This is a genomic window from Cernens ardua, assembly GCF_051251085.1.
In the GTDB taxonomy this organism is placed as follows: Bacteria; Pseudomonadota; Gammaproteobacteria; order Pseudomonadales; family Halomonadaceae; genus Cernens; species Cernens ardua.
Genome location: NZ_JBPCZH010000006.1, coordinates 151,614 through 176,316, shown reverse-complemented (window position 1 = coordinate 176,316; position 24,703 = coordinate 151,614). Strand labels below are relative to the sequence as shown.

The 24,703-nt window shown below is 48.7% G+C and carries 18 protein-coding genes; 12 read left to right on the top strand and 6 right to left on the bottom strand.

The genetic code is table 11. The features are described from left to right. Positions 1–193 precede the first annotated feature (193 nt). The gene (locus tag LMG33818_RS11265) at positions 194–1,528 is read left to right on the top strand and encodes a tetratricopeptide repeat protein (RefSeq protein WP_442323491.1); all 1,335 of its coding nucleotides are present in this window, start codon (positions 194–196) and stop codon (positions 1,526–1,528) included. Positions 1,529–1,599: 71 nt separating this feature from the next. On the opposite strand, the gene LMG33818_RS11260 is transcribed toward LMG33818_RS11265, so the two are convergent. Continuing rightward, positions 1,600–2,721, bottom strand: a complete 1,122-nt coding sequence (locus tag LMG33818_RS11260; protein ID WP_442323490.1) for an anhydro-N-acetylmuramic acid kinase — start codon at positions 2,719–2,721, stop codon at positions 1,600–1,602. A gap of 436 nt (positions 2,722–3,157) precedes the next feature. Between LMG33818_RS11260 and LMG33818_RS11255 the strand changes: the two genes are divergently transcribed. The 6 genes from LMG33818_RS11255 to LMG33818_RS11230 all read left to right on the top strand — a co-directional run bounded on the left by LMG33818_RS11255 (position 3,158) and on the right by LMG33818_RS11230 (position 10,776). Then, the gene (locus LMG33818_RS11255; RefSeq protein WP_442323489.1) at positions 3,158–4,648 is read left to right on the top strand and encodes a purine-cytosine permease family protein; all 1,491 of its coding nucleotides are present in this window, start codon (positions 3,158–3,160) and stop codon (positions 4,646–4,648) included. A 224-nt stretch (positions 4,649–4,872) separates the two neighbouring features. Then, positions 4,873–5,787 (top strand): ROK family protein, encoded by a 915-nt coding sequence (locus LMG33818_RS11250; protein WP_442323488.1) that lies wholly within the window; start codon positions 4,873–4,875, stop codon positions 5,785–5,787. A gap of 59 nt (positions 5,788–5,846) precedes the next feature. Beyond that, positions 5,847–6,968 (top strand): N-acetylglucosamine-6-phosphate deacetylase, encoded by a 1,122-nt coding sequence (locus LMG33818_RS11245; RefSeq protein WP_442323487.1) that lies wholly within the window; start codon positions 5,847–5,849, stop codon positions 6,966–6,968. A gap of 146 nt (positions 6,969–7,114) precedes the next feature. Further along, positions 7,115–8,608 carry an MFS transporter gene (locus tag LMG33818_RS11240; RefSeq protein WP_442323486.1) on the top strand — a complete coding sequence of 498 codons (1,494 nt, stop codon included), beginning with the start codon at positions 7,115–7,117 and terminating at the stop codon, positions 8,606–8,608. A 308-nt stretch (positions 8,609–8,916) separates the two neighbouring features. Then, a complete protein-coding gene (locus LMG33818_RS11235) occupies positions 8,917–9,792 on the top strand; it encodes a sugar nucleotide-binding protein (protein ID WP_442323485.1) in 876 nt (291 codons plus the stop codon). 225 nt (positions 9,793–10,017) lie between these two features. Continuing rightward, the gene (locus tag LMG33818_RS11230; protein WP_442323484.1) at positions 10,018–10,776 is read left to right on the top strand and encodes a lysophospholipid acyltransferase family protein; all 759 of its coding nucleotides are present in this window, start codon (positions 10,018–10,020) and stop codon (positions 10,774–10,776) included. Positions 10,777–11,051: 275 nt separating this feature from the next. Here the strand turns inward: LMG33818_RS11230 and fabB are convergent, their stop codons facing one another. The 4 genes from fabB to LMG33818_RS11210 all read right to left on the bottom strand — a co-directional run bounded on the left by fabB (position 11,052) and on the right by LMG33818_RS11210 (position 15,309). After that, the gene (gene fabB, locus LMG33818_RS11225) at positions 11,052–12,272 is read right to left on the bottom strand and encodes a beta-ketoacyl-ACP synthase I (RefSeq protein WP_442323483.1); all 1,221 of its coding nucleotides are present in this window, start codon (positions 12,270–12,272) and stop codon (positions 11,052–11,054) included. Between the two features lie 14 nt (positions 12,273–12,286). Continuing rightward, positions 12,287–12,802, bottom strand: coding sequence for a 3-hydroxyacyl-[acyl-carrier-protein] dehydratase FabA (gene fabA, locus LMG33818_RS11220; protein WP_442323482.1), 516 nt, complete (start codon positions 12,800–12,802; stop codon positions 12,287–12,289). Positions 12,803–13,150: 348 nt separating this feature from the next. Then, positions 13,151–14,590: a deoxyribodipyrimidine photo-lyase gene (phrB, locus tag LMG33818_RS11215; protein WP_442323481.1), complete on the bottom strand. Its 1,440-nt coding sequence runs from the start codon at positions 14,588–14,590 to the stop codon at positions 13,151–13,153. Between the two features lie 335 nt (positions 14,591–14,925). Continuing rightward, positions 14,926–15,309, bottom strand: a complete 384-nt coding sequence (locus LMG33818_RS11210) for a sirohydrochlorin chelatase (RefSeq protein WP_442323480.1) — start codon at positions 15,307–15,309, stop codon at positions 14,926–14,928. Positions 15,310–15,524: 215 nt separating this feature from the next. Between LMG33818_RS11210 and LMG33818_RS11205 the strand changes: the two genes are divergently transcribed. Beyond that, positions 15,525–16,424: a TIGR01777 family oxidoreductase gene (locus tag LMG33818_RS11205; protein ID WP_442323479.1), complete on the top strand. Its 900-nt coding sequence runs from the start codon at positions 15,525–15,527 to the stop codon at positions 16,422–16,424. Between the two features lie 341 nt (positions 16,425–16,765). Here LMG33818_RS11205 and LMG33818_RS11200 read toward each other — a convergent pair whose 3' ends face one another. Then, entirely contained in the window at positions 16,766–17,494 is a 729-nt protein-coding gene (locus LMG33818_RS11200; RefSeq protein ID WP_442323478.1) for a helix-turn-helix transcriptional regulator, read from the bottom strand. 930 nt (positions 17,495–18,424) lie between these two features. Here LMG33818_RS11200 and pgaA point away from each other — a divergent pair. From pgaA to LMG33818_RS11180, 4 genes are read left to right on the top strand one after another with little or no spacing between them, the layout of a single operon-like run. Continuing rightward, positions 18,425–20,854 (top strand): poly-beta-1,6 N-acetyl-D-glucosamine export porin PgaA, encoded by a 2,430-nt coding sequence (gene pgaA, locus LMG33818_RS11195; RefSeq protein WP_442323477.1) that lies wholly within the window; start codon positions 18,425–18,427, stop codon positions 20,852–20,854. Positions 20,855–20,864: 10 nt separating this feature from the next. Then, a complete protein-coding gene (gene pgaB / locus LMG33818_RS11190; RefSeq protein WP_442323476.1) occupies positions 20,865–22,871 on the top strand; it encodes a poly-beta-1,6-N-acetyl-D-glucosamine N-deacetylase PgaB in 2,007 nt (668 codons plus the stop codon). Continuing rightward, a complete protein-coding gene (gene pgaC / locus LMG33818_RS11185) occupies positions 22,868–24,247 on the top strand; it encodes a poly-beta-1,6-N-acetyl-D-glucosamine synthase (RefSeq protein WP_442323475.1) in 1,380 nt (459 codons plus the stop codon). Before pgaB ends, pgaC begins: the two co-directional genes overlap by 4 nt. After that, a complete protein-coding gene (locus tag LMG33818_RS11180; protein ID WP_442323474.1) occupies positions 24,240–24,617 on the top strand; it encodes a PgaD family protein in 378 nt (125 codons plus the stop codon). Before pgaC ends, LMG33818_RS11180 begins: the two co-directional genes overlap by 8 nt. Positions 24,618–24,703: the final 86 nt, after the last annotated feature.

Genomic DNA, 24,703 nt, shown 5'->3' with positions numbered 1-24,703 from the left:
CTATAGTTATCTCGGGAATCAAAATAATGATTAAAATTCGGGGTATGGTATGCGCTACTCTTTATCATTCAGGGATCGTTTCAATATAGCCCGTATACAGCGTGTTATATGCACTCCTCAAGCACGATGGATTGTAATCTTTCTTATTGTTTTTTTTGCCTTTTCGATAATTATCCCTGCGCACGCCGCGATATTGATCAATAAGACTAAAAATGTCGATGATCCTGCTCTTTCAGACTTGCCTGCTTCCCAATATGTTCCTTTCCTGAGTGGAACCATCGGGTATACCCCGGGATTGGAGGATGCATTGAAGCAGACCTTCGATGCTTATCACCAAGCCGCCGTGAAGGGGAATAGCCAGGCTCAAAATGGGCTTAGTAGATTATATGCCTACGGTATTGGGGTCCCCCGAAATAGTGCTCAATCCCTTTATTGGGCGCGTAAGGCCGCAGATCAAGGCAATGTTCAGGCAGCGGATGCACTCGGTCAATATTTCGTATTGGGTGAGGGGGTACCCTACAACTACGCTGAAGGGGCATGTTGGTTCCATAAAGTCTTGCTGAATGGTCATTTGGGAAGTGGTGCTTATGAAAATGCACTCGCCAATCTGGCTATCCTTTCCGGTAGGACACTGTACTATCCGTCGAATTGTGACGATGCCGTGTCCTGGAATACGTTGCCTTCACGCCAAAAGGCATATGCAATAAAGGATTACACACTACAACGGTATGATCAGGGGATAGGGCTTTCAGCCGCCATGACGCAAGAACTGATATTGCTGCGTGCATCGGCTGAACATGAGTTGTCCAACCCTGAAACAACATTCGAAACCATGCAGCCTGCTACCGTGAATGGTGGTTTTGAGCGAGCCGCAACGTGGTATAGGCACACCGCTGCAGTGGGAGACCCCGCTGGTATGACGGAGCTTGGATTCCAGTATCTATACGGGTTGGGTGTGCCGCAAAATAATACGCTGGCCTATCGTTGGTTACGCAAAAGTGTGCAGTGGGGGGATGATGCTGCTGCCGAAGTTACACTGGGAAATATGTACATGCAAGGCGTGGGGGTACGCAAGAATGTGAAGCGTGCTGCCTGTTGGTATCGAAAGGCAGCAGCACAGAATAATGCAGCGGCGGAGTATGAGTTGGCCTTACTATTGTATGACGGCAAAGGTGTTCATCATGATTATCGGCAAGGTTTTACGTTAATGACCCAATCCGCGTGGCAGGGGGACGCACGCGCGCTCAATGCGCTTTCCATGCCCTACGCACCGGGTCGATATCCCCTTTCAAACACATTATGGACCTATGGATTAGCTTACTTTGGCAGTCAGGACGCTTCCTTGGTGGATCAGTCTGTAGATAATGAGGATTATGACGATAGCCTGATCCAGAATGAACACCAGCTTCAACAGGAATTAACGCCTCCCCAGCAGGCACAGGCTGTTCGTAACGTAGTCATGTGGGCGCTCCATCAGTGGCTTGTCAGCGATCTGCCATTCAGTAACCTTCAGCCCTTGTTGCCATAAGCTGTCTTTACCAGGGGCCCATCCCTGTAAGGCATGCTGCTATTGCTTCCTGATGTAGTTGTTTCCTGCTATTACAGTTTCCTGGCTCTCGCTATCCTTCCCCCGCGCTGCGGTGCTGCGACTCCCGTGGTGCCGGGGAAGCTCAAGGGCAAGTCATGCAGTGTGCGTTCTGCCAGAAAAGCAAAGCATTCTGCTTCTACAGCATCCCCTCTCAGGCCAACCTCTTCGGCAGGGATGACGTCCAGTTGGCAACGCTGGGCAATTTCCTTCATCAGGGTTGGATTGCGACGCCCGCCACCGCAGACGATCAACCCCTCGGGCCGTTCAGATAACAAAGCGATCCCTTTAGCGACCGCACCTGCTGTGAAGGCGGTTAATGTGGCGGCACCATCGGCTTCGTTCAGCCCATCTGCCATGGACGCCATAAAATCGAAGCGGTCAAGCGATTTGGGATAGGGCGCGGTAAAGTAGGGATGCCTCAGGAGGCGCTCTAGGCGGGGTTCATCTACCTGTCCATTTGCCGCAAGCACACCGTCTTTATCCATGATTTTACCTGAGTGTTGGTAGATCCAGTCATTGATCGGCGCATTGGCTGGCCCCGTATCAAATGCAATCAGGGTATCCCCTTCCACGGCGGAAATATTGCCCACTCCCCCCAAATTCAGTATCGCCCAGTGCGCTTTCCGGGGAAGTGAACGTAACAGAGCCTGATGATAGACCGCTGCCAAAGGCGCCCCCTGACCACCATTTTCCACATCGGCAGAACGAAAGTCATAGACAACATCAATCCCTAGATGGTCTGCCATTAACTGTCCATCGCCCAGCTGACGGGTTGCCCCCTTACGTTCGGGGGTCGGGGCGGCATGAAGTACCGTTTGACCATGAAAGCCGATGACCTCCACCTCGGAAGGGCTGATCCCCTGTTGCTCAAGAAAGTGAGCAACAGCCTCTGCCTGAGCCTTGCTCAAGCGTGTTTCAGCTTCGCGGAAGATGGCGGGCTCAGGCCCTTCGAAATTCCATGCCCGCGCTGCATCCATCGCCTCAACAAGAAGCGGGCGTATATCGTCGGGATACGCGACCAGCTCATAAGGACCAAATTCATCAATGGTTACGCCGTTACTACGAATCGCTGCAATATCGATGAAGCCATCCAGCACTGTGCCTGTCATCAAGCCGATGGACCACTTGTTCATTTCGGACTCATTCCTTGTTGTATCATCCTAGGGGAAAGCCTGTTGGTTGTCTGAGGAAGCGCAATCAGGGGTTAACCATAGTGCCAGTCAGCAGAAGTGTCTAAATGCGACATGGCAAGAATAATCACTAACGTTCAGCGCTGACTCACGCTATCTTAACAAAGAGCTGGCCTACTGGCAGAAGCGCTTATTTCAAACTGAATTACTGCTCTTCACGGTAAAGATTCACTTTACGCTCTAAAATATAACCAAAATTAATGATATAATTGCATGATTCATAAGAAGTATTTATGGTTCATGGTGTGTACTGCACAACGATGTCCCATTCTCTTTAAAGTATCTTCTCTAAGAGAACTTCTCTGAGGGAACTACTACCCTCACAAAATGATTATTTAAAAACGATATAAAGTATTCACATCTTTTTCTGGAGAAATATATGGCATCAAGCGGCAACGAGAACATCAATACGCCGGGTGGTCAGGCTTCACCAGCAGCAGATGGCGGCAATAACGACAGTCAGGTCGAGGTACACTCGGTCGACTGGATTCCCATCTCCGACCGTCATGGCAAACCCTGGCATGTGGGCGCTGTCTGGTTCGTCTCCAACATGAACATTACGCCCATGGCGACTGGTGTTGCAGCTGTCTCCATGGGGGCTCATCAAAGCCTGATGTGGACGATTGTTGCGACGGTCGTGGGGGCTTTGTTCGGTACCATTTTCATGGCTTTCCATGCTTCGCAAGGGCCTCATCTTGGTTTGCCACAATTGGTGCAGTCACGTCCTCAGTTCGGTTATGTAGGTGCAGCCATATCTGTATGGATATTCGCACTGATCAACTACGGTGCCTACAATATTTCGGATGCCATTATTTCGGGCTCGGCAGGGGAGTATCTGTTTGGAACGCCCCCTTGGGTCGCGTATCTGCTCTTTGGCGGAATAGGAACGATCATCGCTATCATGGGCTACAAGATGATCCATTTGATCAACCGCATCATGGCCATTCCGCTGATGCTGGTGACCGTCTTTATTACCATTGCAGCGTTCTATCATGTGGATCTGAGCTGGTCGATGCTCTCATTCAACCAATTCAATGCGGTTGATTTCTTTTCCATATTTGTAGTGGTGAGTGGATTCCAGCTGGGCTGGGCACCGTATGTCTCTGACTACTCACGTTACCTGCCTGCCAACACGCCCGTAAAAAGCATCTTTTTCTGGACCTATTTCCCCAGTGTGCTGGCAGGTGTTTGGGTCTTCATTATTGGTATTCTGGCGGGCAGCAAGGCACCTGGAATGGACCCCAGCACTGCGGTTGCCATCGCATGTAATGAATTTGTTCATGGGGGTGGCACGATTGCATTGCTCACCATGGTGATCGGCCTCGTCTCCATCATGTCGCTGAACCAGTATGGCGGTAGTTTGACGCTGATCTCGATTCTGGATTCGTTCATTCCGGTCAAACCTACGCGCACACTTCGTGTCGTTTCCGTGCTGGTCCTTTTTGCCGGTATCTCCGTCATTGCGCAAATGATTGGTCCCAGTGGCTTTAATACTTTCTACGCCAACGTGATGATCTTTATGGCTTATGTTTTCACGCCATGGACAGCCGTTAACCTGGCAGATTACTTTCTGGTCAGACGCGGGCGCTATGTCATCAGTGAGATATTTAACCCGAAAGGCATCTACGGACGCTGGGGGTTCCGTGGTATCTTTGCGTATCTGGTGGGATTGTTGGCGATGGTACCCTTCATGGTGACCGAGCCCTTCACTGGTTTTGCTGTCAAATATACTCACGGTATCGATATTTCGATGTTCATTGGGCTTCCGGTGGCCGCCATCGTGTACTGGCTGGTATGCCTGAATCTTGACGTCAAGAAAGAAGCCCGTATGGCTGTCAAGGAAGGTAAGGTGGACGAAGAGCTAGTTTAAAAAGCGGTAAGCCATCACTGAGAAGTGCCTTGTTAAAAAGGCACTTGTAGAAAAAGCCACGTTGTCAGCAGATTTTGCTTTAACGTGGCTTTTTTATGTGCGGAAGAGTAAACCTTCCCTGGGCGTGAGCCCCATCAGAGCAACAAGTGCTAAAACGGCAGCCGTCAAAAAAGTGGTATGCTGCCATGAATACTGAAACAGGAACCACATACCAAAGGGCCTTTATGAGCCAGCTCAGTTACGGAATTGATGTCGGAGGCACGAAGATGGAAATGGCCGTCTTCGATGAACAGTGGCAGTTACTGGACCGGTGGCGTGAACCTACTCCCGTCGATGACTTCGATGCCTTTGCTTCTGTATTGAACAGGATGGTCTCGGAAGCCGATCAACGCTTTGAGGTCAGGGGAAGTGTGGGTATGGGAGTTCCCGGTGTTGTCAAGCAGGATGGTTCTATCCTTTCGGCCAATATTCCGTGTCTGAATCAACCTGACGGCCAAGCGCTTTTAGCAGACAGAATCGGGCGTTCGCTCTCGATAGACAAAGACAGTGTCTGTTTCACTCATTCCGAAATGCATGCCGGTGGTGCTGCTGAAGGTTACCAACAGGTAGTCGGGGCAATACTGGGTACAGGGGCAGGTGCGGGTATTGCGATCCGCGGTGTTGTAGTGAATGAGCTTATGGGTGAGTGGGGGCATTTGCCGTTGCCTGCGCAATTGCAGTCGCTTTATACATTGCCATTACTCACGTGTGGTTGTGGCCTAACGGGATGCCTCGAAAAGTACATTGCCGGCCCCGGGTTGGCAGGGCTATATGAACGGCAGGGTGTAACGGGCGCAACCACACAACGATGGGTGGCTGATCTCAGAAATGGAAAAGCCGAGGCGCGGCGGGTCTTTGATATTCATCAGGATATCCTGGGGAGCGCATTGGCTAATCTGGTCAAACTGATCAACCCTCAGGTTATCGTATTGGGTGGCGGCATTTCGCTCATTGACGAAGTGGTCGCGGGTATACCGGCCGGTATTCGTAAACACTATTTCCCGGATACACCGCTTCCCCTGGTACGCCGAGCGACGCAAGGGGATTCCAGTGGCGTTCGTGGCGCCGCCATGTTTGGTCGGCAACTGGCAGATCAGTAGGCTGATAATGTTCGTGCAGGATGAAAGAACAGGTAACAACGGGATAATCAGGTAGAACAATGAACACATTAACCGGCGCTATTTTGACACCTCGGGGCTGGATTCAAGGGACGCTTTATTGGGAAGGCGAAACACTAGTCCGCATTGAGGGGAATACGGTAGAAGAACACGCCATACAGCCGCCCTACATTCTCCCCGGGTTTATTGATCTCCATGTCCATGGTGGCGGTGGGCGTGATGTGATGGAAGGCGGGGACGCCCTTGAGACTATTGCAAAGACCCATGCACAACATGGAACGACCACATTGTTGGCGACGACGATGACCGCCAGCCATGCCGATATTCTTAATGCGTTGGAGGGTATTGCAGCCTTTAGGAGGCGGCAGTCTGAATCATCTTCATCAGGAACTATCAGTACCGCAGATGTCATTGGTGTTCATTTGGAAGGGCCCTATATCAACCCGAAGAAACTGGGGGCTCAACCGGATGCGACGCGTGTCTGTACGATTGAGGAACTGCAGCAGTATCAGCACCTTGTGCCTCTCAAGGTCATTACGTTGGCGCCTGAATGCTTACAGAATAACGGCGCATTGGAGTGGCTGTTGGCACAGGAAGTCCGTGTGCAGGCCGGTCATACGCTGGCCGACTATGATACGGCAGCACACTATTATCATGCAGGAGTGGCAGGCTTTACCCACCTCTATAACGCGATGACGCCCTTTTCCCATCGGGCACCGGGTATTTTGGGCTTCGCATTGGCAAACGCCGAGTATGCCGAAGTGATCCCAGACCTTGAACATGTGCATCAAGGTGCGTTGAATGTGGCCTTCAGAGCCATTCCTAATCTGTATGCCATCACCGACGGGACGGCTGCCTGCGGTATGCCCGATGGGGAATATCGACTTGGGACTCAGCAGGTTTTCAAGCATGGCCGGTGTGTTCGATTGGCAAATGGGGCCTTGGCAGGCAGTACGTTGACGCTGGATCAGGCCGTACGGAATCTCGTCAGTATTGGTCGTTCCCTTGCCGATGCCAGTGCACGTGTGGCGACGATACCCGCGCAGTATCTTGGTCTGGAGGATAGAGGGCAATTAAGGGAGGGATATCGTGCTGACATGGTTGTGCTGGATGAACACCTTGAATTACAGCGAACCTACAGCGCTGGGCAGATGGTGCTCTAATTGGATTCTGTTTTCACCATTCGCCATGTCATTTTGAGACGACTGTAACATTACCGTCATTTGAGGCTTTCATACTGTACATAAAGAAACGATGATGAGCACACTGCTGCGTGCTCCCCATTTTTCAATTGTCCGAGTGAGAGTCGATGAATATTGCTGTAGAGTCCTCTACTTCATTCCGGGGTAAAACAGTCCAGGAGTATATTGACGAAGTCCCGTCATGGCCGGATGGTTCTCCTTCCCGTTCTACACCCATGTCTTCCATGCAGTGGGCTATCTGGGCGCTGGCTGCCGCTGGCAAGTTCTTTGAAGGGTTCGTTGTCTTCATGGGAGGCGTATCCCTTCCCCTTATTGCCGCCCAGTTCCATATTGGTGCCACGGAAAAAGGGTTGATCACCTCTGCTACTCTGGCCGGTATTCTGGTGGGCTCTTTTCTTCTTGGGGGAATGTCGGATCACTTTGGCCGCAAGCGAATGTTTATTGCGGAAATGATCATCTTCCTTGCTTTTCTTGTCCTGCTTATCTGCTGTACCAGCTATACCATGTTGGTGGTATGCCTCTTCGGGTTGGGCATGGCATTGGGATGTGATTATCCTACGGCGCACATGATTCTTTCTGAAAACCTTCCCAGTCAGTCCCGTGGACGAATGGTGCTAGGGGCATTTGCCTTCCAGGCCATCGGGGCCATGTGCGGAATTGGAATCGGTGCCATCGTGCTGATCATGCATCCGGCACTGAATGCCTGGCGTTGGATGTATGCCACGGCGTTAGCCCCGGCGATTGTCATTACGGTTGCCCGTTTCTTTATCCCTGAAAGTGCGAACTGGCTGATTTCGCGTGGAGCATTGAGTGCCGCGGAAAATTCACTGTCGCGCCTGTTGAATAATCGTCAGTTGACAGTAGGGCAGATCAATCTGATTGCTTCCCAGACACGTACACAACAGGCCCATAAAGTCAGTTTCAGTAGTCTCTTCAAAAAACCGTACCGTCGTGCCACTGTTCTGGCCGCTGTGCCCTGGTTCCTGCAGGATCTGGGCACCTACGGTATCGGTGTATTTACCCCAACCATTCTGGTGACGGCCTTTGGGCATGGCCATGAAGTGCATAGCCTGCAAGACATGATTGCCAATAGTATTCGCTCTGCCGAAGGCTCGGCATTGACGACCTCGCTGTTGATTGTCGGTATTCTTGTCGCGATTGCACTGGTGGAGTTTATTGGTCGTATCAAACTACAGGTATTCGGCTTTATTGGCTGCGCTATCGGGCTTGCAGTGGCGTCCCTCTCCATGTTCACCTCGGGGGCTTCACAGCTGGTATTGATATTCTCAGGCTTCATGCTGTTCAACTTCATGACCAATTTAGGGCCTAACTCTCAAACTTACCTGTTGGCAGGGGAAGTATTCCCTACACGAGTACGTGGTATGGGTGCTGGCTTTGCCGCCATGTTCGCGAAAATTGGTGCTGTTGCCACTACGTTCGGATTCCCCCTGTTACTCGCCGGTGTAGGTACTACTGCGGTGTTGTGGGGGCTGGTCGTTGCTTCCCTTGTCGGTGCCATTGTGACCTGGAAATATCGGATTGAAACCACCGGCGTGGATCTGGACAGTATCGGTCGGGAAGAAAAAACGGCTCATGCCTAATGCTGATATAAATCAGTACGCTGTATTGTGGGATCAGCTTGCATCAGTGATCACTTGATGACAGTAAAACTATAGTGGCTTCCATTCGGGAGCCACTTTTTTATTTTCCCAACCCCGCATCTTTTATCTCTTCCCATGGCCTCCTGTATTTTCTTGCCTGTATTATCGTAGAATCAGCAGTGGGGCTATCCTGTTCAGCGCTGCAAAACACTATGTGTGAACATGACATTCCTCAAACCATCGTTCATCAAACCAAACCGTCGTGAGCTGTAATTGCAGCTGGTAAAGGTATCTGGAGAGGCATTTTTGTGAAGATTCTGGTCGTTGATCCTGCTCATTGTTTGAGTCTGGCGCTTGTTGCCGAAACACAAGAGCGTCTGGATGTTGATCTTGAGCTGCACGATTGGACGAGTGTATTCTCCCTTGATGTCGGTGATGTCTACGCTATTATCGTACCGCCGCTGGCGCATTTGGACAGTATCTCCCAAGAGGCGATCGAGGCCCATGCTGAGGCTGTCGAACAATTGATTGATTTCTGCCGCCAGTCATTGATCGCGCTGGTATGGTGTGTCAGTGATGAAATCTACGAATATGGTTACGATGATGGTGCCATTGAAGAGTCCCTGATTCCTGAGCCTGTTTCTCCTTCACGTCGCCGTCTGGTGGCAGTTGGCAATCGTATGCGAACAGAGCTTCGTTATTTCCTCATGATTCGTCTTGGCCCCCTGTTCGGCTTAAAGGGAAAGGATGCCTGGCTACCTTCATTACTCGAAGGCCTGTACAGTGGACATATCGTTCCTGCCGAGGAAGATCTCTACATCGGACCAACCCCGGTGGATGCCTTGGCCCGAGGTATTTGTGGCATGCTCTTGCAACTCTATAACGGCGCTGACAGCTGGGGTGCGTACCATATGTCCGGGATCGAACCTGTCAGCGTCTACAATTTTGTACAGTATGTACACCAACAACTCGACAAACAGATGAAAGCCCTGGATCAATCGATTGACCACGTGGGGCATGTCGAGCCCGTAGAGCATCGGCTGGGGAATGTTCGTCGGGTGTTAAATTGTCGTCATATGTTGGGTACTTTCGGCGTACACCAGAAGCCCTGGCGCATTGAAGTGGAGCGTTTGACACATCGTTGGCTGGAAGCTCGTTTGGCATTGGGCTCAGAACTACCGTAATTCTGTGTTGCCTATCGAATGACCTGATGTGACCACAGCGCATTTCCAGAATATGACACTACATTGCCTAATCGGATGGAAACATCGTCATGTCATGTCATGTCATGTCATGTCATGTCATGTTTGTTACTGCTTTGATTGACGATCTTGATGTCTGTTCCGATACGTTGTCTGGATGTTTTTGATATAGTAATCACATTCGCATGATCAAGTCGGAATCTTTCAATGAACGCAATACGCAGTATTCTCTTCTACCTCGGTTATGGCGTCATAATGCTGATCACAGGATTGATCGTTGCACCTATCGCCTTGCTAACCTCCAAGCACCGCCGTTTCCGTATCCTGAATTTCTATAATTACGGAATCATGTTGTGGTTACGGATTACCTGTGGGATTCGAATCAAGGTGCATGGTAACCGTGATCTTCCCAAAGTGCCCTGTATTATTATATCCAACCACCAAAGTGAGTGGGAAACCCTTTATCTTCAGCTATTGAAGCCACCGACCTGTACTGTTCTCAAGAAGGAGCTGTTGAAGATTCCTGTATTTGGATGGCTTCTGCGTTTGATTAATCCCATCGCCATTGATCGCTCTCATCCCTCCAAAGCCTTCAAGGCCATGATGAAAGGCGGGCAGGAACGTGTGAAGGAAGGTTTTTCGGTGCTGATGTTTCCTGAAGGCACGCGCGTCCCCCCTGGTGACCGCAAACCTTTCAGTAAAAGCGGCGTTATGATGGCGCAGAAAGCAGGGGCACAGATTATTCCAGTGGCCCACAATGGGGGAGAGCACTGGCTGACGGGTTCATGGATCAAAAAACCGGGCGTGATTGATGTCGTGGTCGGCGAGGCGATTGATACCGTCGGACGCCCGGTGAACGACGTGCAGGATGAAGTGGTGAATTGGATAGATGCTCAGCTGGACGAGATTATCAGCGTGCCACGCCCTCAAATATCTCCCCAACAAGCTGAAGGCGACTCTGAATAGCTCACCGTTGCTTTTTCTACTGAATTTTTTGGGGGGATACGAGGGCTCAAAACCAGAGTTCGATTATAGGGCGTCTAAATATCTTCTTGTAAAGTGCCGAGTACGAATAGTTCTCGGCAGTACGGACGAGTCACTTTTCAGACGTCGTTCGTGAAAGTACGATCATGTCATCTGTCATCATAAAGTCCTCATAAAAAAACAGACCATGGGCGTGAAGCCTTCATGGTCTGTTTTGTTTGAACTAAACAGTTCATTACCCTTTGAAGGGAAGCAGATTATTTCTCTTTCAAACGCTCGAAGATCAGGCAGGCATTCGTGCCACCAAAACCAAAGCTATTCGACATGATACGGTTCAGGGTGACGCCATCACGACGCTTACGAACAATATCAAACCCCTCTGCATTTTCATCCAGTGAATCAATGTTGGCAGAAGCACAGATGAAGTCATGTTGCATCATGAGCAGGGAATAGATAGCTTCCTGAACACCTGTTGCCCCCAGTGAGTGTCCGGTGAGGGATTTGGTGGAGGAAATCGCAGGGGAATTGTCGCCAAAAACACTGCGCAGAGCCTTGAGTTCGGAAATATCGCCAACTGAAGTTGAGGTTCCATGCGTATTGATGTAATCAATAGGACCCTGTGTGGTAGCCAGGGCCTGCTGCATGCAACGCATACCGCCTTCACCGGAGGGCGCAACCATATCGTAGCCATCCGAGTTGGCAGAAAAACCTACCAGCTCAGCATAGATGTGGGCACCACGAGCCTTGGCGTGTTCATATTCCTCAAGTACGACCATCCCACCGCCACCGGCAATGACGAAACCATCTCGATCAGCATCGTATGGACGCGATGCTTTGGTAGGATCATCATTGAAATTGGTAGAAAGCGCACCCATCGCATCGAACAGGCAGGACATCGTCCAGTGTTCTTCTTCACCACCGCCAGCGAAGACAATATCCTGTTTACCAAACTGGATTTGTTCCATTGCAGCGCCGATACAATGCGCCGAAGTAGCACAGGCAGAGGAGATAGAGTAGTTGACACCCTTGATTTTAAAAGGTGTCGCCAGACAGGCTGATACGGTACTTCCCATCACACGCGTAACGCGGTAAGGGCCTACACGACGCAAGCTTTTGTGGCGCAGGGTATCTGCAGCTTCCACCTGATTGCTGGCAGAGGCCCCACCAGAACCTGCAATCAATCCCGTACGTACATTGGAGACTTCTTCGGGCGAGAGGCCTGAATCTTCAATGGCCTGTTGCATGGAGATGTAAGCGTAGGTGGCTGCGTCTCCCATAAACCGTAATTGCTTACGATCAATCAGGGATTCAGCGTCAATATCAATGGAGCCTGCGACATGGCTTCGCATGCCCATTTGTGCATATTCTTCCTTGAAGCGAATACCAGAGCGGCCTTCACGCAATGACTCCAGCACGGCATGCTTGTCATTACCGAGGCAGGAAACAATGCCAAGACCAGTAACTACAACGCGTCTCATGAGGATCCTCCCAATTAGACGCTCGCGGAGGAGCCGAACAGGCCCACGCGAAGATCGTTGGCCTGATAAATGCGCTCTCCATCCACGAGAAGTTCGCCATCGGCAATTCCAAGAATCAACCGACGCGTAATCACACGTTTAATATGAATATGATAAGTGACGACGTGGGCACTCGGCATAACCTGATCAGAGAATTTGACTTCTCCACAGCCCAATGCACGGCCACGGCCTGGGTTGCCCAGCCATGCCAGATGGAAGCCAACCAGCTGCCACATGGCATCCAGACCCAGACAACCGGGCATGACAGGGTCACCGGGGAAATGGCAGTCAAAGAACCATAGGTCAGGCTTGATATCGAGCTCAGCGATGATCTCACCCTTGCCATAGTGGCCGCCGGTTTCTCCAATATGCGTGATGCGATCCAGCATAAGCATATTGGGGGCTGGGAGTTGTGCATTACCTGGGCCGAAAAGTTCGCCTTGGCTGCACTTTAGCAGCTCTTCATAGCTGTAGGAATCTTGCTTGGTCACAAAAAACGTTCCGCAGATCGAAAAATAAAATGTACGTAATCATCAACATATTATCCCTTTTGCAAGGGATGACATGGACGCCGAGAGGCTTGCCCACTGTGACAAATGTCCGTGTTCAAGGCCAAAACATGACGTTTACTCAGGCAACCGGATCATACAGCACTTGTCCCGTTTCCCCTTCACTCTTTTGCAGTGCAATCGATGGGGCTGATGCATGCGTATTCGTTTGCATAGTATGCCACATCTAACCATGGCATGACTAAGCCAGTTGAATGTTTGAGCCAAAAAATTGAATCCTAGCGCTCAACTAGCAGTGGTGTCTTAGCCTAATGGAAGTCGCGCATCGGCTCAACTTTCACGTTTGAAGGCATCGGCAAAAACTTTCAAGGCGCGTTCACGTGCCGCTTTATGATCCACAATGGGGGCTGGATAGCCTAATTGTTTGCGCTGTTCTGCTGTAGGTGCATGTCGGTTTTTGGGTTCCAGTTGTTCAAAGCCTTTCAGCCAGGTCGCAATGAATTCACCCTGTGGATCAAAGCGTTGTGACTGTGTTGTTGGATTGAATAATCGGAAATAGGGTGAGGCATCCGTACCTGTCGAAGACGCCCATTGCCACCCACCGTTATTGGCACCCAATTCACCGTCTATCAAGTGTTCAAGGAAGAATGACTCCCCCCAACGCCAGTCAATCAGCAGATGTTTACTTAAAAACATGGCAACAACCATACGCAGGCGGTTATGCATCCAGCCTGTAGTCACCAGTTGTTGCATTGCAGCGTCTATCAATGGGTATCCTGTTCGACCTTCTTTCCATGCCTTAAGTTCATTTTCATCGTTACGCCAGGCAATATCCTTCCCTTCTTCACGAAAAGGCTGATGTTTGCAAACGCGTGGGTAACCCACCATTAAATGCTGGTAAAACTCTCGCCAGATGATTTCGTTGACCCACGTGGCCGTTCCCTTGTCACCATCGGCCAAATGTCCATGGTTTTGGTGCATCATCGCATTCAGGCACTGGCGCGACGAGATGGCTCCCACTGCAAGGTAGGCAGAGAGCTCGCTTGTTCCGGAGAGGTGGGGGAAATCACGATTTTCGCCATATCGGGCCACGCGCTTTTGAATGAAGCGGGCGAGTCGCTCTTGTGCGGCATCTTCACCTGCCGGCCACTTTTTCATGTCAATGTGTGGAGAAATTCCGGGCGCATTTAGCGTATCGCTACTAATCCCCCTGGGAGCGGATTGTTTGGAAGGCGGAGAAGAAGGGCTAAGTTGCTCGCTACTGAGGGAACGGTGCCAGTTTTTGGAAAACGGAGTGAATACTCCGTAAAAATCGCCTTTCCCTGTGCGTAAATCGCCGGGCGTGAACTGAATCATGTCGGTATAGCGGGTGACGGTGATGGATGCGTCTCTAAATGCTTTGGTCACTCGTACGTCTCGCGTCCTTTCATCAACGGCATATTCATCGTTGAAATACAAATGCGTGATACCTGCACCTTGGGCCTGTTTCAGCAATGCATCAGGAATGTCGCGGTATCGTTTTGTATCGATCACCAGCACAGGGATATTCAGTTTTTCCAACTGTGTCTTGAGCTTTTCTGCACAGGCATACCAGAAGTGAAGTTTGCTTGGGCCATGCCCATAATGCCTCCATTGTTCATAAGGAGGGGTAAATACTGCGACTATCTCACCATCGTCTTTGCCACTTTCGGCAGCCGCCGCCTTCAACGCGCGGTTGTCTTCAACTCTGAGGTCATTGCGAAACCAGACCAGATGACGTTGTTTCTCCATGTGTGGTTTCCCCGATGCAGGTGGATCAGTAAATGGCGTGTGGGTACGAAAATGATGTTCTGAAACTCTGATCGGAATCAACGATATGTTTATGCAGTCACATCCGATACAGCCCGTATTTGCCTTTCTTTGCTCAAATGAACGTTCTTCAGGAAATCGTAGCTGATGAAAGCACATTTTTCCTGGCTTTGTTCCCGCTGGATAAGGGGCGCTTTGCTTATACCGAACGTGCTTGTATCAAATGGGCAACCTCCTCTGTTCAGGGCTATGCATCTCAGGGCCATGCTTCGATAGAACCTGAGAATGAATGCGGTAGACGCCTGGCTAAAAGCACTCTAGGCTGACATATCATCACGTTCTGCCACGATCTCCGTGACGACATCGACGAATGCCGGATGCTGGCCAACCGGGGGGAGGAGTTCTATAGCCATGTGCGGGAACTCGGCTTTCAATGCTTCCAACTGTGCCGGTACGTCCTGACGCAAATGGCGTCCGGCGGCAAAGAACAAGGGGAGAACATCGACCCGATGAGGTTCATTTTGTGCCTGATGAGCCACGTCTTCGATCACTTCTTCCAGCAGTGGAGAGCACAACTCCATATAAGCAAGGCGTACGTGATCCCCCAAGCGCTCCTGAAGTCGGGTTTCCAGTATCTGAAATGGTGCCTGCCACGCGCGGTCTGTCGAGCCATGGGCTAACATGACAAGAGTATTTTTCATGAATCTTTCCTGTGCGTTTTAAGGGTATTGAAATCCATAAGGAAATTGTAACGATTAATGGGTGTGAGGACGACACTTAACATAAGGGTGCTTTCGTGAATGTGCCTGTGGAAATGAATGATCGGACCGTCAGTATCTTCCGAGTCTCGTGCCAGCATGTTTCCATCAGACTTTATTGATCACGGGTAACTGTTTCCCACCATGGAGGTATTTCCGTGAATATTCTGGTAACAGGAGCAACAGGTTTTGTAGGCAGTGCGCTGTGTCGCGCGCTACACAGGAATGATCATGATATTCATGTGCTAACGCGTGATCCACAGCATGCCAGTCGGCGCATTGGTATTGATGTTAATGCCAAAGCTGAAGTCGATGCATTCAGTGATGTCCCTCTCGAAGTTATCGTGAACCTGGCAGGCGCGCCTATTTTCAGTAAAGCCTGGACAGATACGCGAAAACAGGTACTGATTGATAGTCGTGTAAAAACTACTGAGTCACTGGTAGCGTTGTGCACTCAAATGCAGACACCTCCTCAGCTGATGATCTCAGGATCGGCCATGGGATATTACGGTGATCAAGGGGATAATCGGGTGGTGGAATCGACCCCTCCCACAAGTGAATTTGCACATACCCTATGTGCCCAGTGGGAAGAAGCGGCAAAGAGGGTGGCGTCGCCTCAAACGCGATTGGCGATTGTTCGTCTGGGCTTGGTGTTGGACCCTTCCGGTGGAATGCTTAGACCCATGTTGCCCATGGCACGCTTGGGATTGGCATCCCAATTGGGGAATGGTCGTCAGTATATGCCTTGGGTGGCGTTGAATGATGTTATTGCTGCGTTACTATGGCTAATAAAAAATACGTCCGCAGAGGGTATCTACAATCTTAGTGCTCCCTTGCCGGTTTCCAATGCCATGTTTACCGATACTCTTGCCCACGTCTTTAATCATCGGCCACATCTGCGTATTCCTGCTATTGTGCTTAAGCTCTTGTTAGGTGAACGAGCGCATATGCTTTTGACAGGGGCTAATATGCAACCAGCCTGTTTGATGGATCAGGGCTTTCAATTCCAATACCCAACGTTGCAATCGGCATTTCAGGCCATGTTTCCCGCACGATAACCCGTTGCTCACCGTAGGAATGTATGAAGCGACTTTAAAAAGGTGTTAAAGCGGATTCATATAACGTCTTCCCTATGTCCTGAACTTATAGAGGACCAAGGAGAAAAGGCCGAGGTGGGTGCTTCCTCGTGTGGAGGCTGAAAACAACAGTGAGGATAACCACTGGCTTGGCTGGATTGGGCTTTTACTCAACTCGTTACAGAATATGGCCTGTGACAGGTTACAAAAAGAACAAAGCCAAAGGTAGCAGGTAACACTGCCTGCTACCTAAGTGGTAGATGTGCGTAGTATCCGTGCTGCATTCTCGCGCTGGCACGGGCTAATAATCTTCCTGGTGTCCTCTATTTGCTCTTTTTGTTGGGATAAGATGAACTGAAGGGAAGCCAACCATTCTCACGGGCAATGTGGACCGCTTGTGTTCTGGAAGTCGCTATCAGTTTTTTATAAATGTGCTTGATATGAGATCCTATCGTGTACTTGGATATATTCAGGAATTCTGCAATCTGACGATTACTTAATCCCTCGGATACGAGCGTTAGAATTTCGCTTTCTCTTCGAGTAAGCGGCATTACCTGGAGATTGTTTTGTTCGTCCGCATCATTGTCCTGTAATGTTATTTCATTTAATTTTTTTAAAAGATAATGCAGTGCAAATGGATCAATTGATATCCCTCCTTTGAAAACATTACGAAACGACATTATAAGTTCAATATCGTGTCGCTCCTCTGACAGGTAACCCACAACACCCAACTGTAATGCTTTTAGAGCAATATCTTCATCAATGGCAGAGGTGATAATGACGACAGGAAATGACACATTATTTTGATTAAAGTCCTCAATCAGTAGCAAGGCTTCTCTGCTGTCAGTATCTACATCCAGAATAACCAATCCAATAGAATATTCCTGCCAACTTTCGCGTACTTCTGATACGGAGGGTTTTATAAGTAAATCATTATCAATATCGTATCCCATTGCACATAGAATGGCTTCCATCCGCAGTTGTATATGTCGCCTTCCAGCCACTACCCAAATAGGGTTTGGCATCGAAGCCGCCACAACCTCCTTGTGCATAACATTCCCTCACATCCAACTTAATAAACCTTAAAGTAGTATCACATACATAGGAAAATAAAAAATACCTAAAATGAGGTATGGCAAGTCTATAATCTTTGAATATCTCTATTGGGTAGAGAATAAGGAAATGTAAATTAAATGAATTTAACAATCACACCTACATTCCATGAGAATAACGTTGTGATTACATTCTGATTACATAACTCACACGGATATGACCGCACGTATTCTTAATGAATAATTATTTTAAGTAATGTGTGATCATTGGGTAAAGAAGGTATGGAAAAGAGAACAGGAAAGAAGTGGAGTGATATTTGACTAGCGGTGCGAGTCTCTCTTTGAAGATCAGGGTTGATAGAATGGGGACTATGCTAGTAGGTAGGAGTAAAATAAATTGGACAGAGTTGTAATTAGGAGGGACTAGAAAAATAAAGGCATTTTGTCTTCAAGGATATTGAAAACATTTCTTTTTATATCAACTGGACATTTCTAAATATGATTTGTCAGGGGTGTTGAGTTCATTAGTTGTACCGTATAACTATTATTTTATAACATTGCTTTGTGTGAGGGGTATATATTCATATCAAAGTAGAAAATAAGTTTTAGATAAGATAAATACGATGTTTTGTCAGCATTATCGTCGAATTTCTACATTTGCTCTTCAATCAATTACTTTCTAGTAATGAAACTATATATCAATTTTGTGGTTACATTTCGTATCATTCAATTTACTTAATAGCATGTATAAAGATACTGTCCAGATAACTTATTTTACCATTCATATTATTATGTCGCGTACAGGTTATAAAGTATCACTTATTAAAATGCCGCCTTTAAGGTATATAAAATAATCAATGCCAGTGTAAAAATAAATATCCATACTGCTGATAGCATGCAACTATTAAAGATTATAAGCGTGTGATACATATGCGAAAAAAAATTATTCTTGCAACGGCAACGTCTTGTCTCTTATTAATTTCCGAGAATGTATTAGCGGTAGACAATGTTTACGACAAGTTTATTAAACAGGCACGTCATGGCGAATATACGAATATATTTTCTTGGTTTGATCATGTGTCGACCCAACGTGCTCTGACAGGCAATGAAATAGCCGATTGGTTGGAAATATCGTTATGGGCCAACCACAACAGAGAAGCCACCGTCCTATGGCAGCAGTACGCACAAAAGGTGGTAATTCCTGAACGCGGTGAAATCGCTGCGGCACGTGCTTACCGGAACCTTGGCCATTACCCGACGGCAATCCGATTATGGCAGATGATTCTCCGGTCAGATCCCGGTAATGATAGTGTTGAAAGTGCACTGATTTTCACATTGGCAGATGCCAAACAATATGGTCAGGCCGTTTCATTGGCAGAAGAAAGAATTCGGAAATCTCCTTCTGCACAGCACTGGCGTGAATTGGCATGGGTACAAACACAGGCCGGACATAATGCAGCCGCTCTGGATGCCATTAGTTACGCGCATGAAATTGCACCGGGGGACCGCGATATTGGCTGTGATTACAGCGCGATTCTGGATAATAATCGTATCGGAAAACCTTCCCTTGAAGCTGCGCGCCAATGCGGTGCGCCTGAGGCCGTTATCCGTAGAAGAGAATTGGCCGCGGCAGCGGAGCTGGTCAGGCAATCGTTAGCGTCCCCAACCAATGATACGACCCGTTTCGAGACAGCGGATCATGCTCTCAGTGTGTATCACGCGTTACTTGTTCGATGGAAGAACGATCCCACTGCACAGGGCGTTTACCGCGATGCACGGATAGACCGATTAGGTGCATTGGTGGCTCGTGTCAGAATGAAAGAGGTAGTGAGCGAATATCAACAACTGACCGAACATGGTCAAACGATACCTGATTACGCGAAGCAATGGGTCGCTGCAGCATACCTTTATTTACATCATCCCACTAAGGCTCAGGCGCTTTATAAATCGGCATATGCCTCAAACCCGATCAAGGATGGTGATCGCACCAGCGATTTATATTACAGCCTTTCAGAAAGTGAGCACTTGAAACAAGCCACGCAGTTGGTCGATAAATTCAAGGCGAGTCAACCTTATTATCTTTATTTACCCGGTACCCCTGTCCCTCAGGACAATAATGACTGGTTGGCTGCTCAACAACTGACCGTGTCAGATATGGATGCAAGAAATAAACTGCCTGAAGCTCAACATTTGCAGGAGCACCTATTCAATACTGCGCCGGGAAATCAGGGATTGGGTATATCACTTGCTTCCATTTATCAGGAGAGAATGTGGCCGCATCGCTCTGAATTGTTGTTAAAGCGCATTGAAGGGTTAGAACCGAGGAATGTCGGCCTTGAAATACAGCAGGCCTATACCGCATTGGCGCTTCAGGAGTGGAAACAGGCGGATGAGCTTACGGATGATGTCGTTGCGCGAATGCCCGAAAACTCGTCGGTAGAGCGTCTGGATCGAATCCGTGATGTCCACCATATGTGGGAACTTCAAATTGATAGTGGTTATGGTTTGAACTCCAGTGACAATTCAAATGGCCCCAAGGCGGGTAAGCATGACCTTTCATTGGATGCCACTCTTTATACGCCTCCTATCGACGAGAACTGGCGCCTTTTCACTGGCTACACTTTTGGAAGAGGCGAATTCGAGGAAGGTAAAGGAATACAAAACAATCAAAAGTTTGGGGTCGAATTCACCAATAGGGACAACTGGGTACAGGCCCAGACGACCCACGTTCACTATAGAAAAAACAGTCGAGTGGGATGGGGGCTCACGGGATGGCATCAGTTTGGTGATCACTGGCGTGTGGGCGCAGATGCTGAACACTTGATGACAAGTACGCCCCTAAGAGCCCTGCATCATGGTATCACCTCCAATGGGGGCAACCTGTTTCTCCAATGGACCGGTAATGAACGGCAGAGTTGGAACCTGAGTACCAGTCGTGCCTATTTCTCTGATGGCAATCATCATCAGGAATACGATCTTTCAGGACAGCAAAGGGTGTATACCAGGCCCTACCTGACCGTTGATTTTACTCCCCAATTATCCTTCAGCAGTAATACCCATACAGGGACCTATTACTACAGTCCCAAACGCGATCTCTCGGTTATTCCCATGTTGACTGCGGATCATATTTTGTACCGCCGTTATCAAACCGAATGGCATCAGGAATTTGTCGCGGGTGCCGGGACCTATTGGCAGAAACATCACGGAAGTGGGTTGGCCGCTACGTTGGGTTACGGTCAGCGTCTTCTTTTCAACGACGTACTGGATGTTGGCGCCATGTTGACGTGGAGCAATCAACCCTATGACGGCACGCGCGAGAAAGATCTGACGCTTTCTTTCGATATGAGTTACCGGTTCTGAGATCTCGAAAATGTCTAAATATTGTTTATTAAGGTCACTTTTAGCCGGATTTATACTATTTCTGGCACATACGGTATATGCAGAAATTCCTACGTATATACCGCCGTCTCAGCGTCCTCTTCCTATTGACCAATCACCTTGGCCGAAGGGAAGTTACCTTGTTATCAATTATCACAATGTGGCAGATGGTGCGGCTGACCAACGTTTCGTCTCTGTACGTACCAGTGCGCTTATCGATCAGTGGACCTGGTTGCGGGAACACGGATTTCACAATATTACGGTTGATGACATCCTTCGTGCGCAACGCCATGAAAAGCCGCTGCCTCCCAAGGCTTTCCTTTTAACCTTTGATGACGGCTATCGCAGCTTTTATACCCGCGTATTTCCCTTGCTGAAAACCTACGGGTGGCATGCAGTGCTTGCCCCAGTCGGCAGTTGGCTGGATACACCGCTCAATAAGAAAGTCAATTTCAGTGGTGTACCTCTGAATCGCAAGGAAATATTGACCTGGTCAGAAGTGAAGGAAATGTCTCAATCAGGCATTGTCGAAATTGGCGCACATACCTATGCCTCACATGACGGTATCGTGGCGAATCCACAGGGAAATCTGGAGCCTGCTGCCACGAGTCGGCAGTACTTTACCAAATTGAGGCGTTATGAAACCAAGGCTGAATTCGAACACCGCATGACTCAGGATGTTGCGAAGGAAACGCAACGTATCGAGGAAGTCACTGGAAAGCATCCGCGTGTTTGGGTATGGCCATATGGGGCCGCCAACGGTGAAACACTCAGCATTGTTAAACGCTTCGGATATCAGTTTGCATTTACCCTGGGCAATGGTCTGGCTTCCATTAATAGCCCTTATAACGCCACGCGTTTGCTGATTGGGAACAATCCCAAGCTCAATGATTTTGCACAGATGATCAACACCATCGAACAGCGCCAGTTGAAGCGAGTCATTCAGGTGGATTTAGACTATGTCTACGATCCCAATCCAGTGCAGGAACAGCACAATATCAATGTGTTAATACAGCGGCTGGCCGATATGCGCGTCAGCACGGTGTTTTTGCAGGCTTTTGCTGATCCCAAAGGGGACGGCGTTGTCCGATCGGTTTATTTCCCCAATCGCTGGCTCCCCATGCGTGCTGATCTGTTCAACCGTATTGCCTGGCAGTTGATGACTCGGGCACGGGTTCAGGTCTATGCGTGGATGCCTGTGCTCTCATTCGATTTCAACAAGAGTGATCCTCGGGTGACGCAGTTGGACCCGCATACCGGCAAGGTTGATATTGACCCCAAACAGTACCAGCGTTTGTCTCTATGGAACCCCGAAAACCGGCGCAAAATCATTGGGCTTTATGAAGACCTGGCCACCTATACGCATTTCAATGGGCTGCTATTCAGTGATGATGCGCTCTTGTCTGATTATGAAGATGCCAGCCCTGATGCGATGAAAGCCTATGAGAAAGCAGGTTTTCCCGCATCGATACAAGCGATTCGGGCAAACCCTGAGTTGTTTGAAAAATGGACACACTATAAAACGCAGGCGCTGACCCATTTTACCAGGCTGATTACTCAACACGTCCGCCAAATAGAAGGCGACCAGGTCACCACCGCGCGCAATATTTATGCGCTTCCTGTTTTGAATCCTCAAAGTGAAACCTGGTTTGGGCAAAACCTGAAAGACTTTTTGGACAATTATGACTGGGTTGTTCCAATGGCAATGCCCTATATGGAAGGGGTCGATAAAAGCCAGTCGGACCAGTGGATTGCTCGAGTAGTCAACGACGTTGCCAAATATCCGCGTGGGCTTGATAAAACCATTTTCGAGCTTCAGACACGTGACTGGAACACTGGAAAACCCATCCCGACCAAACAAATCATCCAATGGATGAAAACACTGGAGTTGAATGGGGCTGAGAATTTCGGTTATTACCCGGATGACCCTATCCATAACCAGCCCAATTTAAGAAAAGTAAGAACCATCCTCTCCTCTGCCTGGTACCCGCTGTTATGAAAGATCGACTTTTTTCAATCGTCATTTTATGTGTAGTGGTGGGTGCTCCCCTCGGTATGGCGCTCTATCTCACACTTAAATTTATTCTGAATTTTGTGTTTTATTGGCCCTTGTTCATGTCTTGTATATGGATGACAGGCGGCATTTATTTTTGGTGGCGCTATGAAAGACACATGTCATGGAAACGTGAGGGAGAATTACCGGAAATTCCCGGTGAGCCATTAATTTCGATCCTCATTCCCTGCTATAACGAGGGAAAAAATGCAAGGGAGACGATCTCGGCGGCCGCCCGACAGTGCTATTCCAATATCGAAATCATCGCCATTGATGACGGCTCATCTGATAACACCTTTGAAGTATTGCTTGAGCTTTCGCATCAATACGAAAAGCTGCGTGTTATCAAGCTGGATGCCAATCAGGGCAAAGCAGTAGCACTTAATACCGGTATTCTGGCGGCGAAGGGTGATTACGTCGTTTGTATCGATGGGGATGCTTTACTTGAACCCGAGGCCGTAACGTATCTGTGTGAGCCGCTGGTCAGTAACCCGAATTTGGGAGCCGTGACAGGAAATCCACGGATACGAACACGCACCACGATCATCGGGCGCGTTCAGGTAGGTGAATTTTCGTCGATCATTGGATTGATAAAAAGAACGCAAAGTCTTCAGGGCAGGCTTTTTACGGTGTCGGGTGTTGTGGCTGCGTTCAGAAAAAGTGCGCTAGCCAGTGTCGATTACTGGAGTCCTGAAATGATGACGGAAGATATCGATATCAGTTGGAAGCTTCAGCTGCGTGGCTGGGGTATCCGTTATGAGCCCAGAGGCCTGTGCTGGATTCTGATGCCAGAAACATTAAAAGGGTTGTGGAAGCAACGACTACGTTGGGCGCAGGGTGGAGCGGAGGTATTTCTTAAAAACATACCGGCGGTATTCAAGTGGCAATATCGTGCCATGTGGCCGTTGCTGAGTGAATATATTATTTCCATCCTGTGGGTATTTGCTCTGGCGTTAAGTCTGGTTCTTATGCTTGTGGGCATGGATATCGAGTTGCCCAGAAATCTATATGTGGAAAATCCGTTCCCACCTGGTTTCTCAGGGATGGTGCTATGTATTACATGCCTTTTACAGTTTGCTATTAGTCTTCTGATTGACCGCCGCTACGAGTCTCATTTCGTACGTTCCATGCTCGCGATTGTATGGTACCCATTGGCCTTCTGGATGATCAGTTTCCTCACCAGTCTGGTGAGCTTCACGCGTGTCATGATCAAGGTAAAAAAAGGACGGGCAAGGTGGCAAACTCTGGATAGAGGGGTAGGGAATACGGGGTCAGGTAATGCTGCCTTACGTAATGCGACGGGAGAACTTCGTAATGAATGACGCTATCATCCTCACGGAAAAACGCCCCCTGACCTATATTTTTGATACAGGCGTTTTGTTACTGGGTTGGCTGGGTTTTCTCTTTCTGGTAGTGGGTCCATGGTTTTATGAACCCGCGGAAGAAATTTATTCAATCGATTCCAATATATCGCTTTTTATCTTTTATTTATGCATCGTTCTCATGAATGCCTCGATCGTGATTATCTGGGCATCTATCAATGCACAAAAAAAACCGGACAAGGTGGATATCACTTTAGATCCTCCTAAATACGTGGAAAAAACAACCAATCTTCTGTTGAAAAATGCACGCCGACTCACTGTATTTCATAATATGAATGGTCACGTTATCAGAGCGATCCCCGTTCCATGAACGAGCCACTACTAAAGAGTGAAAATGGGGTGATGGTATGAGATGAGGCCCTCAAAAGGTGAAGATACAAAAGATAAAGATATAAA